The sequence below is a fragment of the Myxococcus sp. SDU36 genome (genome assembly GCF_030168875.1).
In the GTDB taxonomy this organism is placed as follows: domain Bacteria; phylum Myxococcota; class Myxococcia; order Myxococcales; family Myxococcaceae; genus Myxococcus; species Myxococcus vastator.
In genome coordinates this window covers 722,765-735,999 of record NZ_CP077414.1, presented here as the reverse complement: position 1 = coordinate 735,999, position 13,235 = coordinate 722,765, and the positions used below count along the sequence as shown (strand labels likewise).

General features: G+C 70.1%; 11 protein-coding genes. 6 read left to right on the top strand and 5 right to left on the bottom strand.

The window, feature by feature from the left end:
* Position 1: 1 nt before the first annotated feature.
* Positions 2 to 829 carry a trypsin-like serine peptidase gene (locus tag KGD87_RS03065; RefSeq protein WP_284666061.1) on the top strand — a complete coding sequence of 276 codons (828 nt, stop codon included), beginning with the start codon at positions 2 to 4 and terminating at the stop codon, positions 827 to 829.
* A gap of 13 nt (positions 830 to 842) precedes the next feature.
* Here the strand turns inward: KGD87_RS03065 and KGD87_RS03060 are convergent, their stop codons facing one another.
* The 4 genes from KGD87_RS03060 to hppD all read right to left on the bottom strand — a co-directional run bounded on the left by KGD87_RS03060 (position 843) and on the right by hppD (position 4,580).
* Positions 843 to 1,616 carry an endonuclease/exonuclease/phosphatase family protein gene (locus KGD87_RS03060; protein WP_284666060.1) on the bottom strand — a complete coding sequence of 258 codons (774 nt, stop codon included), beginning with the start codon at positions 1,614 to 1,616 and terminating at the stop codon, positions 843 to 845.
* A gap of 143 nt (positions 1,617 to 1,759) precedes the next feature.
* On the bottom strand, positions 1,760 to 2,140 hold the full coding sequence (locus tag KGD87_RS03055; protein WP_284666059.1) for a Rieske (2Fe-2S) protein: 381 nt from the start codon (positions 2,138 to 2,140) through the stop codon (positions 1,760 to 1,762).
* 7 nt (positions 2,141 to 2,147) lie between these two features.
* On the bottom strand, positions 2,148 to 3,485 hold the full coding sequence (hmgA, locus tag KGD87_RS03050) for a homogentisate 1,2-dioxygenase (RefSeq protein WP_284666058.1): 1,338 nt from the start codon (positions 3,483 to 3,485) through the stop codon (positions 2,148 to 2,150).
* A gap of 30 nt (positions 3,486 to 3,515) precedes the next feature.
* Positions 3,516 to 4,580, bottom strand: coding sequence for a 4-hydroxyphenylpyruvate dioxygenase (gene hppD, locus KGD87_RS03045; protein ID WP_284666057.1), 1,065 nt, complete (start codon positions 4,578 to 4,580; stop codon positions 3,516 to 3,518).
* 498 nt (positions 4,581 to 5,078) lie between these two features.
* On the opposite strand from hppD, the gene KGD87_RS03040 reads away from it, so the two are divergent.
* From KGD87_RS03040 to KGD87_RS03030, 3 genes are all read left to right on the top strand, one after another.
* Entirely contained in the window at positions 5,079 to 7,979 is a 2,901-nt protein-coding gene (locus KGD87_RS03040; protein WP_284666056.1) for an ATP-binding protein, read from the top strand.
* A 120-nt stretch (positions 7,980 to 8,099) separates the two neighbouring features.
* Positions 8,100 to 8,780: a hypothetical protein gene (locus KGD87_RS03035; RefSeq protein WP_284666055.1), complete on the top strand. Its 681-nt coding sequence runs from the start codon at positions 8,100 to 8,102 to the stop codon at positions 8,778 to 8,780.
* 107 nt (positions 8,781 to 8,887) lie between these two features.
* Positions 8,888 to 9,652 (top strand): hypothetical protein, encoded by a 765-nt coding sequence (locus KGD87_RS03030; protein ID WP_284666054.1) that lies wholly within the window; start codon positions 8,888 to 8,890, stop codon positions 9,650 to 9,652.
* Between the two features lie 27 nt (positions 9,653 to 9,679).
* Here the strand turns inward: KGD87_RS03030 and KGD87_RS03025 are convergent, their stop codons facing one another.
* A complete protein-coding gene (locus KGD87_RS03025) occupies positions 9,680 to 10,426 on the bottom strand; it encodes a pyridoxal-phosphate dependent enzyme (RefSeq protein WP_284666053.1) in 747 nt (248 codons plus the stop codon).
* Positions 10,427 to 10,611: 185 nt separating this feature from the next.
* Here KGD87_RS03025 and KGD87_RS03020 point away from each other — a divergent pair, with 185 nt between their 5' ends.
* Positions 10,612 to 12,441, top strand: a complete 1,830-nt coding sequence (locus KGD87_RS03020; RefSeq protein ID WP_284666052.1) for a sensor histidine kinase — start codon at positions 10,612 to 10,614, stop codon at positions 12,439 to 12,441.
* A complete protein-coding gene (locus KGD87_RS03015) occupies positions 12,438 to 13,154 on the top strand; it encodes a response regulator transcription factor (protein ID WP_284666051.1) in 717 nt (238 codons plus the stop codon). Before KGD87_RS03020 ends, KGD87_RS03015 begins: the two co-directional genes overlap by 4 nt.
* Positions 13,155 to 13,235: the final 81 nt, after the last annotated feature.

Below are 13,235 nucleotides of genomic sequence, written 5' to 3'. Positions count from 1 at the left end.
CATGGCGCGACACCCCACAGACTTCCGCATGACGCTGTGGGGTTCGCTCCTCGCTGGGACCGTCTTCCTGGGCTTCACCGCCTGCGGAGGACGGTCCGAGCCTGTCGAGCCCGCGGTCTGTGAGCCGCCCTCCAGTCCGGAGGTTCGTGCTTTCGCGCAGTGCGGTCCGACGCTCGACTTCACCCCCATCAACAGCTACGTGGGCGAATTCGCTGACGTCATCCAGGACCGGGAAGACGCCGTCGTGCTCATCGACGGGCGCTGCACCGGAACGCTGATTCAAGCGAGCGCGGGCGCCGTGGTGCTCACCGCGGGCCACTGTGTCAGGCTCGGGGACATCCCGCTGATTGTCTTCAACTTCGAGGACGACGCGGACGGCGACCCTTTGATTACGGAAGGCACCGTCATCGAGCAGTCGATAGCGCCGGACTATGCGCTCATCCAGCTCGATGTCCTTCCGGATATCCCCCCCATCCCGCTGACGACCCAGGCCACCGAGCGGCTGGCCATCATCCAGCACCCCCGCGGACGCCCCAAGGTCATCGCCGAGGGCGATTACCTCGATTCGTGCAACGGGCTCGTCTTCTACGGCGACCTGGACACCCTGGTCAGCAGCTCCGGCGCAGGCGTCCTCAACCGGCGAGGGCACCTGGTGGGCGTCCATACCGACGGCGACTGTGAAGTCAGCGGCCGGGGCTCCAACCGGGGCTGGACCGTGGAGTCGATTGTCGAAGCCTCCGCCTATCTGCAGCCCGAGGACCTCGACGCGCCGGCCACGGCCACGCGCACCCCAGGGGCGGATGCCCCCCACGCGCGACTCGCGCCCTGAGTGCCGGGCCCCGCTACGGCGCCGGAACGGTGATGTTCATCTTCACCGGACGGTGCTTGTTGTCACCAGTCTGGGGCAGGAATTCGAGGCCCTGGGTGCCGATAGCCTGCGACACGTAGAAGCCGTCGATGCGCAGGCCGGAGTCCGGGCCGCGCGGCTTCAAGCCCGTGCGCGCGCCAATCTCGTTCGGGTCGCTGTCGACCACCTTGTTCCAATCCGCGCCCAGGACGAGCAGCCGATCACTGCGGTTCGCGAACGCCACCACGCTGTCCGCCATCCTGGCGTAGGGGCTCCCCAGGCCCGTCTGACAGCGGTCGGGTGGCATGTGCAGCGACGCGACCCGAATCCAGCGGTTGTTGTGCAGTTGCACGTCTACCCGGGCAATCCACCGCGTCATGATGCCGCCCCCCGGGCAGGCGCTGGCGTCCACCCCCTTCACCAGTTGCAGCTCGCCGATGCTCTTCACCGCGGACTTGCGGATGATGACCGCGCTCCCCTGCCGGTCCTCCGACGAGGTGTCCTGACGAACCGCCCAGCCGTCTCCGAGGATGTCGCGCATCCGCACGTACTTCGCCTCCTGCACGAACACGATGTCGGCCTCGGGACCAATGGTGTTCCAATCCCTGCGAGCCGCCTCGGCACGGTGGAAGTCCAGGTTGGCCGTCACGACACGCAGCTGCGCCACCGCCAACGACTGCGGCGCGGCCTGCTCGACGCGGGCCCAGGCCGCTCCGGACGCCACCATCACCGCGAGAACCACCCCTGTCAGGGCTGCCAGTCGCTTCATCCTTACACCCGTACCTTTCAAGAACGGCGTCACCACGACGCCGCCACAGGCTCGGGCACCAGGACCAGCAAATCAAGACTTATAGGCTTAAGCCCAAAAACGTCATGCGACGGACGTGCAGCCGAACGCTTGCCCGCGGCGGCTCAGCCGGTGACGACCATGCCGTCGCGCACCGTCACCGGCCACGGGGTGAGCCGGCCACCCGAGCACGGCCCGCCCACGCACAGCCCGTCCTCCACCTGGAACAGGGCCCCGTGCCAGGCACAGACGATGAGTTCCTTGTCTGGCGTCAGGTAGCGATCCAACTCGCGCGCGAGCGGCAGGCCCGCATGGGGACACCGGTCCACGTAGCCGTGGACCGCGTCACCCTTGCGCACCAGGAAGCCGTGGAAGAAGGCGTCCCCCATCTGGAGGACGAGGTTGCGCGCCCCGGGGTCCTCCAGGGCGCTCACCGGGAGCAGCTTCACGTTGGCAGGCGTCGTCCAGACGCGCTTGCGCCCGGCCGTCCCCTCCCCCGTGCTCACGCGGCCCTCAAGGCAGCTTCGCCTTCTGGAAGCCCGCCCAGCACGCGTCGTAGTCCTGCTGAAGCGCCGGCGACTCCATGGCGAGGCGCGTGGGCCGGAGGACCCAGCGCGACTCGAACATGAAGGCCAGCGTGTCCTTGATTTTGTGAGGCTTCAGGTCCGCCTGGACGGCCTGCTCGTAGCTGGTCCGGTCCGGGCCGTGGCCGCTCATGCAGTTGTGCAGCGAGCCGCCGCCCGGGGCGAAGCCGCCCGCCTTCGCGTCGTAGACGCCGTGCACCAGCCCCATGAACTCGCTCATCACGTTGCGGTGGAACCAGGGCGGCCGGAAGGTGTGCTCGGCCACCATCCACCGCGGCGGGAAGATGACGAAGTCGCAGTTGGCCGTGCCCGGCACCTCGCTGGGTGACGTGAGGACCGTGAAGATGGACGGGTCCGGATGGTCGAAGCTCACCGTGTTGAGGGTGTTGAAGCGAGCCAGGTCGTACTTGTACGGCGCCAGGTTGCCGTGCCACGCCACCACGTCCAGCGGCGAGTGCGCATACCGGGCCGACCACAGCCGCCCCTGAAACTTCTGCACCACCTCCGTGGGCCGGTCCACGTCCTCGAAGGCCGCCACCGGCGTCAGGAAGTCGCGCGGGTTGGCCAGACCGTTGGCGCCAATGGGCCCCAGGTCCGGCAGGCGGAAGAACGCGCCGTGGTTCTCACAGACGTAGCCCGCGGCCTGGCCTTCCGGCAGCTCCGCGCGGAAGCGCACCCCGCGCGGCACCACCGCGATTTCGCCCGGCGCCACGTCCAGCACGCCCAGCTCCGTCACCAGCCGCAGCCGCCCCGCCTGCGGGACGATGAGCAGCTCGCCGTCCGCGTCGAAGAACACCCGGTCCACCATGGAGCGGTTGGCCGCGTACAGGTGGATGCTGATGCCCGCGCCCGACGCCGCGTCCCCGTTGCCCGCGTAGGTGACGAGCCCGTCCACGAAGTCGGTGGGCTGGGCCGGCGGGGGCTGCGGACTCCACCGCAGGCGGTTGGGCGAAGCGGGCACCTCGTCGAAGGGCCCGCTGCGCAGCAGCCCCTGCGCCAGCGGTTGGAACGCCGGGTGGCTGGCGCTGGGCCGGAGGCGGTACAGCCAGGAGCGCCGGTTCTCCCGGCGCGGGGCCGTGAAGGCCGAGCCCGACAGCTGCTCGGCATAGAGGCCGAACGGCGCCCGCTGGGGCGAATTCTGTCCCTCCGGCAGTGCGCCAGGCACCGCCTCGGTGGCGAACTCGTTGCCGAAGCCAGACAGATAGGCGCCGGGAGCCGTCTTGAGGACGCTCCCCGGCGACTCCTCGGGGGAAGGCTGGGTGGTCACCGGATTCTCCTCGCGAGCGCGGCGCGCGGCCTAGTCGACCTTGATGACGCCGCGGCGAATCTGGTCCAGCTCGATGGACTCGAAGAGCGCCTGGAAGTTGCCGTTCCCGAAGCCCTCGTTGCCCTTGCGCTGGATGATTTCGAAGAAGATGGGCCCGAAGAGGTTCTCGGTGAAGATCTGGAGCAGCAGGCCCTCTTCCTCACTGCCGTCGATGAGGATGCGGTTCTTCCGCATCCGCGCCAGGTCCTCGCCGTGGTTGGGGACGCGCTTGTCGACCAGGTCGTAGTAGGTGTCCAGCGTGTCCTGCAGCGCCACGCCGCGCGCGCGCAGCCGCTCCACGGTGCCGTAGATGTCCGGCGTGGTGAGCGCCAGGTGCTGGATGCCCTCGCCCTTGTACTGGCGGATGAACTCTTCAATCTGCGACTTGTCGTCCTGGCTCTCGTTGAGCGGAATCCGGATGGCCTGGTCCGGGGCGATCATCGCCTGGCTGAACAGGCCCGTGGCCTGGCCCTTGATGTCGAAGTACTTCTGCTCGGTGAAGCCGAAGATGCGGTTGTAGAAGGATGACCAGGTGCGCATCTGCCCGCGGCGCACGTTGTGCGTCAGGTGGTCCAGCGTCTCCAGGCCCACGCTGTTCTTCGCCTCGGCCTCCTCGGCGCCGGGAATCTCCTGCCAGGTGTCATAGAGCGACCCCTTCGCCCCGTGGCGGTCCACCAGATACAGCAGGCTGCCACCGATGCCCTCGATGACATAGGAGCCCTCGCCCAGCGAGCCCCGCTCCGGGTCCGCCGCCTTGGCGCCGCGCTCCAGGGCCATCTCGTAGGCGGTGCGCGCGTTCGCCACGCGGAAGGCCATGCCGCTGGCGGACGGGCCGTGCTCCGCGCGGAACTCAGCGGCCTGCCCGGCGGGCTCGCGGTTGACGAGCAGGTTGATGCCGCCCTGCTTGTAGCGGACCAGCTCCTTGGACGGGTGCTTGGAGTACGCGGTGAACCCCAGCCGCTCGAAGAGGCGCTCCATCACCTCGGGCTGGGGGCTGGTGAACTCCACGAACTCGAAGCCGTTCAGCCCAAGAGGGTTCTCTGCCGTATCCGCCATGACGCCGCCTCCGTGCGTTGCTGGGGCGCGGGCCTCCACGGCCCGCGCGAATCGCCGAAACGCCCCGTACTCGTGAGCGCCTCCACCAGCGAAAGTAGGAATGGCCTCCTTGCATAAAAAGTACAAAGTCCAGTCAGAGACTGTCAGGGGATTGCACAACACCTTGCGTCGTGAATCCACCATCAACTTGCCCTGGGGACGGATGGCGGCCGGACGGCGGAGGGCTGTTCACGGCACGACGCTGGGCGTGGTTCAAGCGCCTGCTCCCCCGCTTCGTCGCGATTCGGCCGGACGCACCCGGCCAGGACGCGGCAGGCTGCGTAGTTAAATAACGCATCCGCCCCGCACCTCACCGACCGCGTGAAACAACTCACTTCCCAGACTGAACTCCCTGGCCCTGGTGGCGAACTGGGGGAGCTGCTGCGCTCGCATGATTGGAGCCGCACCCCACTTGGCGCCTACGCGTCGTGGCCCCGCCCGCTGAAGTCGTTCGTCGCCATGATTCTGGAGATGCCGGCCCCCGCCATCATCTTCTGGGGGGACGAGCTCATCCAGGTCTACAACGACGGCTACGCGGTCATCATGGGCCCGCGCCACCCCCGTTACCTGGGCGCCACCTACCGCGAGTGCTGGCCCGACACCTATCCCGTCATCTCGCCCTGGATGCGCAAGCTCCTGGAGACGGGCGAAGTGACGCAGGTGGCGAAGACCTACTTCATGCTCACCCGCTACGGGTTCAATGAAGAGGCCTACTTCACCTTCGACTTCAGCCCCCTGCGGGACGATGCGGGCGCCATCGCGGGCATCCTCCAGGTTGTCTTCGAGGTCACCGACGTCGTGCTCAGCGAGCGCCGGCTGGACACGCTTCGCGCGCTGGCGCCCCGGGTGACCGGGCCTTCCGAGAGCGCCACCACCGATGCCATCCGGGCCCTGGCGGACAACCCCAAGGACATCCCCTTCGCGCTCATCTACCACTGGGACGAGGACGAGCAGCGGCTGGGGCTGACGGCGTCCACGGGGCTCGACGGGCTGGCGCGGCACGAGCACGCCGTCATGGACCTGGGACGAATCACGGAGGCCACGAAGCAGGCCGTGGCGGCGAACGTCCCGGTCCTCCTGGAGTCGGTGCCGTCCATCCTGGGCGCCCGCCAGTTCGGCCCCTGGCCCGAGCCGACGGAGAAGGCGCTGGTGCTGCCCCTGCGCCGCACCCACACGGACAGCCTGCGGGGCGTGCTCGTCCTGGGCATCAGCCCCCGGCTGCGCTTCGACGACACCTATCGCCAGTTCTTAGAGGACGTGGCGCGCGAGGTGGTCACCCACCTGGCCGTGGAGCAGGAGAAGCGCGCCGAGCGCGAGGCTTTCGCGCACGCCCAGCAGGCCCGGGCCCAGGCCGAAGCGGAGGTGGTCCGGCGGGCCCAGGCGGAGACCGCGCTCCGGGCCAGTGAGGAGCGCCTGCGGATGGCGTTGGCCGCCGGCCAGTTGGGCGTCGTGGAGTTGCAGTACGAGCGCGGCGTGCTGACGTGGGACGAGCGTGCCCTTCAGCACCTGGGCCTCCCCTCCGGCAAGTCGCCGACGCTGGCGGAGGCCGCGGCCCGGATTCACCCCGACGACGTGGACCGCGCGCGGCGCACGATTGAACAGGCGCTGCAGCCGGGCGCGGGGGCGATTCGCCTGGAGTGCCGCGTGCGGGGCTGGGATGGCGTGCAGCGCTTCCTGCTGGCCATGGTGAAGACGCACTTCGACGTCCAGGGGCAGCCTGACCGCGTCGTCGGCGCCCTGCAGGACGTGACGGAGCAGCGGAGCGCCGAACAGGAGCGTGAGCGGCTGGCCACCATCGTCGAACAGTCCCCTGACTTCATCGGCGTGGGAGACCTGTCCGGCCAGGCGGTGTGGGTGAACGATGTGGGGCGGCGCCTGCTGGGCCTGAAGCCCGATGAAGACATCACCCGGTACCAGCTGCGGGACTTCTTCCTGGCCGAAGACCAGCCCTACGTCGACCAGCACATCGCGCCCGCCGTCCTCAAGGGCGGCCGGTGGGAGGGGGAGTTCCGCTTCCGGCACTTCCCGACGGGCGAGCCCATCGCGGCGCAGTACCACACCTTCGCCCTGGTGGAGCACGACACCCAGCGGCAGCTGGGCATCGCCACCGTCAGCCGCGACATCCGCGCGCAGAAGCGGCTGGAGGCGGAGCGGGAGCGGCTGCTCGCCCGGGAGCGCGTGGCGCGCGAGGAGGCGGAGGAGGCCAACCGGCTCAAGGACGAGTTCCTCGCCACCGTCTCCCACGAGCTGCGCACGCCGCTCACGGCGGTGCTCGGCTGGGTGCAGATGCTGAGGACCGGCACGCTGCCGCCGGATAAGCGAGAGCGGGCGCTGGCCACCGTGGAGCGCAATGCCCGCGCCCAGGGGCAGCTCGTCGAGGACCTGCTCGACGTGAGCCGCATCATGACGGGCAAGCTGAAGCTGGAGGTTTCGTCCGTCGACGTGAGCCAGGTCGTGGAGGCCGCGCTCGAGTCCCTGCGGCCCGCCGCCGAAGCGAAGGGCATCCGCGTCCAGGCCGCGCTCGACTCGAGCGGCACCATCATGGGCGACGTGAGCCGCCTGCAGCAGGTGGTGTGGAACCTCTTGTCCAACGCGGTGAAGTTCACCCCCAAGGGAGGCCGCGTCCAGGTGCTGGTGGAGCGGCGGAACTCCTCGGTGGAAATCTCGGTGGCCGACACGGGCCAGGGCATCTCCCCGCGGTTCCTGCCGCACGTGTTCGAGCGCTTCCGGCAGGCCGACGGCAGCACCACGCGCAAGGCCGGGGGGCTCGGGCTGGGACTGGCCATCGTCCGGCACCTGGTGGAGCTGCACGGCGGCACCGTGATGGCCACCAGCGAGGGCGAGGGCCAGGGGGCCACCTTCATCGTCAGCCTGCCGCAGGCCGTGGCGCTGAGGCGGGAGGTGCGGGTGCCGCCCACCCTCCGCGGCCCGTTGCAGGAGCAGGACATCCCCTGCCCGCCCCAGTTCGCGGGCCTGCGGGTGCTCGTGGTGGACGACGAGGAGGACACGCGCGAGCTGCTTCGCAGCATCATCGAGACGTGTGGCGGCATCGTCACCACGGCCAGCTCGTCGGAGGAGGCGCTGGCCGAGCTCCGCGAGGCGTCCTTCGACGTGCTCGTCTCCGACGTCGGCATGCCCGAGGAGGACGGGTACCGCTTCATCGCCCGCGTCCGGGCCCTGCCCGCGGCACAGGGCGGGGGCATCCCCGCGGTGGCCCTCACGGCCTACACCCGCATGAAGGACCGGACGCGCGCGCTGCTCGCGGGCTTCACCACCCATGTGCCCAAGCCCATTGAGCCGGTGGAGCTGATGGCCGTCATCGCCTCCATGGCCACCCGAGGCCCACCACGACGGGCCTGACCTGGCCTACCCCACGAGTCTTCTATTCATGGGGCGGCCAGCCCGGCTGGCCGCCCCGGAAATGTCAGACCCTTCCGGTAGTCTGCCTTCATTCCCGAAGCCGGAAAGGAAGGCCGAACCATGACCGTCACCCGTGAGAGTCCGCGCGTCTCCATCAACAAGCTGGGCCAGTACCTCACCGCGACGCCGTCACTGCGAAAGCGCATCATCCAGGGCCAGAAGCACCCGGTGGACTCGCGGTACCTGCGCTACCCCCCCGCCGCCCAGGCCATCATTGAGTTCCTGTGCGGAGGCCGGGACGAGGTCATCCTCCGCTACCACCAGCGGCGGCTCCTCAACGCCCAGCCGGAATCCGACTACGACGCGCACCGGCTGGCCCTGTGCGCGGAGGCGCTCCAGCGGTGCCTGGTGTCCGCGGGGGGGCTGAGCACCCAGGCGATTGCCAGTCCCGTGGACGCGGACCTGCCGCCGCTGGCGCTGGCGGGCGTGGACATCAGCGTGCGCCCGGACGTGCTGCTGCGCAGCGTGGATGCCCAGGGGCTGATGCGCTCCGGGCTGCTGAAGCTCTACTTCTCCAAGCACACGCCGCTGGACGAGCGCTCCGGGCAGTACATCGCCACGGTGCTCCAGCGGTACGCCGAGGAGCGGCTGGAGCAGCGCGGCCCGGTGGACCCGCGACTGGTGGGCGTGTTCGACGTCTTCGCCGGCCGGCTCTTCCAGGCGCCCAGGGCCCAGCAGCGCCGGATGAACGACGTCCGGGTGGCGTGTGAGGAAATCGCCGCCCGGTGGGACGTCCACTGACGCGGTGGGGGGCCTGTTCCTGGGGAATGGGGAGCGAGCAGGCGGGCGGACAGGGCTGGACAGCACCTGATATGGAATAAGCCGTCCCAGCCTCCGTCGGAGTAGACGTGAACAAGCTCGCCAGCATTGCCGCCCTCTTCCTTGCCGCCACGGCGCTCGTGGTGGCCCTCTGGAGTCCACGTGAGACGGTGCAGGCTCCGGCCCCGTCCCCTCCGCCGGAGCTGCCCACCAGCGTCGCCGCGGACGTCATCAGCCTGGAGCGCCGGTTGAAGGCCCTGGAGGACACGTCCATCAGCCTGTCCCGCCGGCTGATGGAGGTGGAGCGGCGCCCCACGCTGACGGCGGATGGGAAGGTGGTGGCCTCGCCGCCGCCCGCGGCGCTCGCGGCGGAGGTGGAGCAACTGCGCGCCGAGGTGCAAGGCATGGTCGCCGGCGAAGCGCTGAACTCCGAGGGCGGCCGCGACTACCTCAAGGACGCGGTGCGCAACGTCCAGGACGAGATGCGCGACGAGCAGCGCGCCCAGCGCCAGCAGCAGTGGCAGCAGGCGCAAATCCAGCAGCAGGCGCAGCAGCAGGAGCGCGTGCGCAAGTTCGTCACCGACGCGCGGCTGAACTACACCCAGGAGCAGACGCTGACGCGCCGAATGGAGGCCGAGGCCACCACGCGCCAGGCGCTCATGGAGGAGGTCCGCGCCGGCACGAAGTCCATGCGCGACATGCGCCAGGCGCTGCGCACGGAGAGCCAGCAGACCGACCAGGAGATGAACGCCCTCCTCGACGAGTCCCAGCGCGCCCAGTACCAGACGCTGCGTCGCGATGACCGCCGCGTGGGAGGCCCCCCGGGTGGTCAGCGCGGAGGCCAGGGCCGCTGAAGCGCCGCGCCGTGGCGACGGCCCCTGTCATCCGAACGGGGGCCTCGCGTTGTGGGAGATGACGAGCACCTCCTCCGGGCGCCGCTCCGAGCGCGCCCAGGCCAGCAGCGCGGCGAGCGGGTCCGCCGCCTTCGCCTCCGCCGTCTCCAGGGGCACATCCTCGCGGTAGGGATAGAAGAGGTCCTTGGAGCCCAGGCTCTGCTCGGCCCAGCGCCGCCAGCCGGGCATCGTCCTGCCGGACGCGGGTTGCAGGCCCACCACCTCATAGCCCGCGGCGGAGAAGGGCCGGTACAGCCCCGCGACGGTGGCGCCCGTGCCGAAGCCACACACCACGCAGCGCACGGCGGGATACACGTCCCGGACGATGTCGAGCAGCCGCGTGGTCCACGACTCCACGCTCTCCACCAGCGAGCCATTGGCGAGCTGCCGGGGCCAGAACCAGCCCTGGCGCTCGTAGTCCAGCGCCAGCTCCCAGGCCTGGGTGAAGCCGTGCACGGTGCGCACCTCCCCACCGAAGCCGTTGGCGCGCAGGTACGCGGTGCCCAGGGTGTCCGTGAGGGCCACCACCGGCAGCCCGCGCTCGCGGCCCAGCGCGTCCAGCGCCAGCGCCGACGACGCCCCCGACAGCTCCACCAGTCCCTTCGTCTCCGCGGGCGCGGACTCGAGGTGATGAGAGAATGTCAGGTACTTCAGACTGCCCGCCGGAAGCGCTCCACCCCAGAGCACCACCGGCCCCCCCGGCCAGGGCCGTGACAAGGGAAACACGACGCGCATGCGTGAACCTCCGTCCCCAACCTCCCCGGAGGAGACGTCCCACGCCAGCGGCGCGGCGCGGGGCTGTCCGGACGTGGACCCGAAGTCGGCCCGCTCACCTGCCCAGGACACTCGCCCCTGCCAGGAGGCTGAAGTGAAAAGCCTCTGCGGGAAGGCGGCTGTGCGATAGTCAGCGGCGGCTCCACATGCTGCGCCGGCTCCTTCCTACGCTCGTCGCCCTGGGTTGTGGCCTCCTGGCCCTTGGCTGGGGGCTGGTCAGCCTCCAGCGCATCTTCAGCCAGGAGCGTGATGACGCCCACGCGCAGCTTCGCTCGCGCCGGGACGCGCTGGCCCACGCGGCCGAAGAGGCCCTGCGCCAGAACCTGGCGAAGCGGCTCGACGAGCGCATCCCCACCCTCCACGCCGCCGTGGGAGACCCGCTCGAGCCCGGCGAGGGCTACTACATCAACTTCCGCGGCTACCAGTTCCTGCCGCGCCTCACCATCCCCATGCCGGGCACCGGGACGCCCGCGAAGGACGTGCACGCCCTGCTGGGCGCGCGGCTGAAGGACGGCGCGCCCTCCAGGGAATGGGAGCCGCGCCTCACGCGGCTGCGCGCGGTGGAGGCGGCGCTGGCGGCCCAGGACGCGCGGGGCGCGGCGACCCGCGTGGAGGAACTGCTGCGCTACCACGCGGCGAACCGGCTGACTCCCGAGCAGGAGCTGCCCTTCCTGCTGCTGGTGGTGGAGCGGCTCCAGCGCGGCGCCGCCACCACGCCGCTGGTGCGGGCCCTGCTGCGCGAGGGACTCCCGGAGGACCTGGGCGGCTTCGCCCGGGCGTCGGGGCTTCAGCGGGACGTGCTGCGCGAGCGTTCACGCTTCACGCAGGCGGACTTCGACTTCCTCCATGCGCGCATCGTCCGGGTGAGCGCCGCGCTGGGCGAGCCCACGGGCGACTTCCTGGCCCGGGCGGGCGAAGCGGGCGCGGGCATGCTGGTGATTCCCGAGGCGCTCGACGAGCCCACCCTCCTGGGCGAGTCCTGGTACGTGGCGCTGCGCGGCGAGGCGGTGTACGGCGTCGCGGTGGACCTGGAGGCGATGCTCCAGCCCATCACCCAGGACCTGCAGGCGCGCGGCCTCTTCGACGCGACGGGGCGCCTGCGGCTGCGCGCGGGCGGCGCCGTCCTCCCCCTGAGCACGCTGAAGCTGGCGGTGGACATGCCGCAGTGGGCGCGGCAGGAGGCGGACATCGACGCGCGCTACGGCCTGAAGACGCTGCTGGTGGCCGTGTGCGGGGGGCTCGCGGTGGCCATCTTCGCGCTCGCGGTGGTGGCCCAGCAGCGCAAGTACCGCTTCCTGGAGCTCAAGAGCGACTTCGTGGCCACCGTCTCCCATGAGCTGCGCACGCCCCTGGCCTCCATCCGCCTGCTGGGCGAGACGCTGGAGCGGAAGCTGGCGCAGGCGCCGGAGGTGCGTGACTACCCGGCGCGCATCGTCCAGGCCGCGGATGGGCTGCACTTCCTGGTGGAGAACATCCTGTCGTTCAACCGCATCGACAAGGGCCGCTGGACGCTGCGGACCTCGCGCGTGCGGTTGGAGGAGCTCCTCCAACCGTTGCGCGACGACCTGGCCAGCGCCACCCACGTCCCCGTCCACATCACCTCCGATTTGGAAGGCGTGGAGCTGGAAGCGGACCCGGGCCTGCTGCGGATGCTGCTCTCCAACCTGGGCCGCAACGCGTGCGCCTACAACCGCAGGAGCCCCGTCGAAATCTCCATCCGCGCGCAGAGGATTCCCGGCTACGGCTGCACGGTGCTCTTCCAGGACAACGGCGTCGGCATCCCCGAGTCCGAGTGGGAGAATGCCTTCCTGGACTTCTACCGGCTGACGGTGCCCGGGACGGAGGTCCATGGCAGCGGGCTGGGCCTTGCCCTGTGCCGCAAAATCATGAAGCTGCACCGGGGCGACATCCAGGTGGCCTCCTCGGGGCCCGACGGAACCACCTTCGCGCTGATATTCAACGAGCCGGCTCGATGAACACCGCCACCTCCTCCCCGCCCTCGCGTCCCGCCATCCTCATCGTCGAGGACGACGCCCACCTGCGCGTCGGTCTCCGGGACAACCTGCTGGACGAGGGCTACCTCGTCGCCGAGGCCCCCAGCACCCGCGACGCGGAGCGGCTGCTGCAAGAGCGTGCGTTCGACCTGCTCATCCTGGACGTCATGTTGCCCGGCGAGGACGGCTACAGCTTCTGCCGCCGGCTGCGGACGCAGGGCAACAAGAGCATGGTGCTGATGCTCACCGCGCGCTCGCTGGAGGACGACATCCTCAAGGGCTTCGAGGTGGGCGCGCAGGACTACCTCACCAAGCCCTACCGGCTGCGAGAGCTGCTGGCCCGGGTGCGCGCCCTGGTGCGCCGCTCCGGCACGGCGCCGCCGGAGCAGTTGGGCTTCAGCGGCTTCACCCTGGACCTGGGCCGGCGGCAGGTGTCTCGCGCGGACGGTTCGGTGGTGGAGCTGACGCGCACGGAGTTCGACCTGCTGGCCTTCCTGCTGCGGCACCGGGACAGGGCCCTGCCGCGAGGCGAAATCCTGGACGCCGTCTGGGGCCGCGACGTGGTGGTGGACCCACGCACGGTGGACAACTTCGTCTCCAGCCTGAAGAAGAAGCTGGGGTGGACGAGCACCTCCGGCTTCTCCATCCACACCATCCGGGGCGTGGGCTACCGCATGGAGGTCGCTTCGTCATGACACAACCATGACGAAGCGATGGCCGACCCACCGCCATTCGAAGACGCCGACTCCGTAGGTTGACTCTTGCGTGGACAGGGC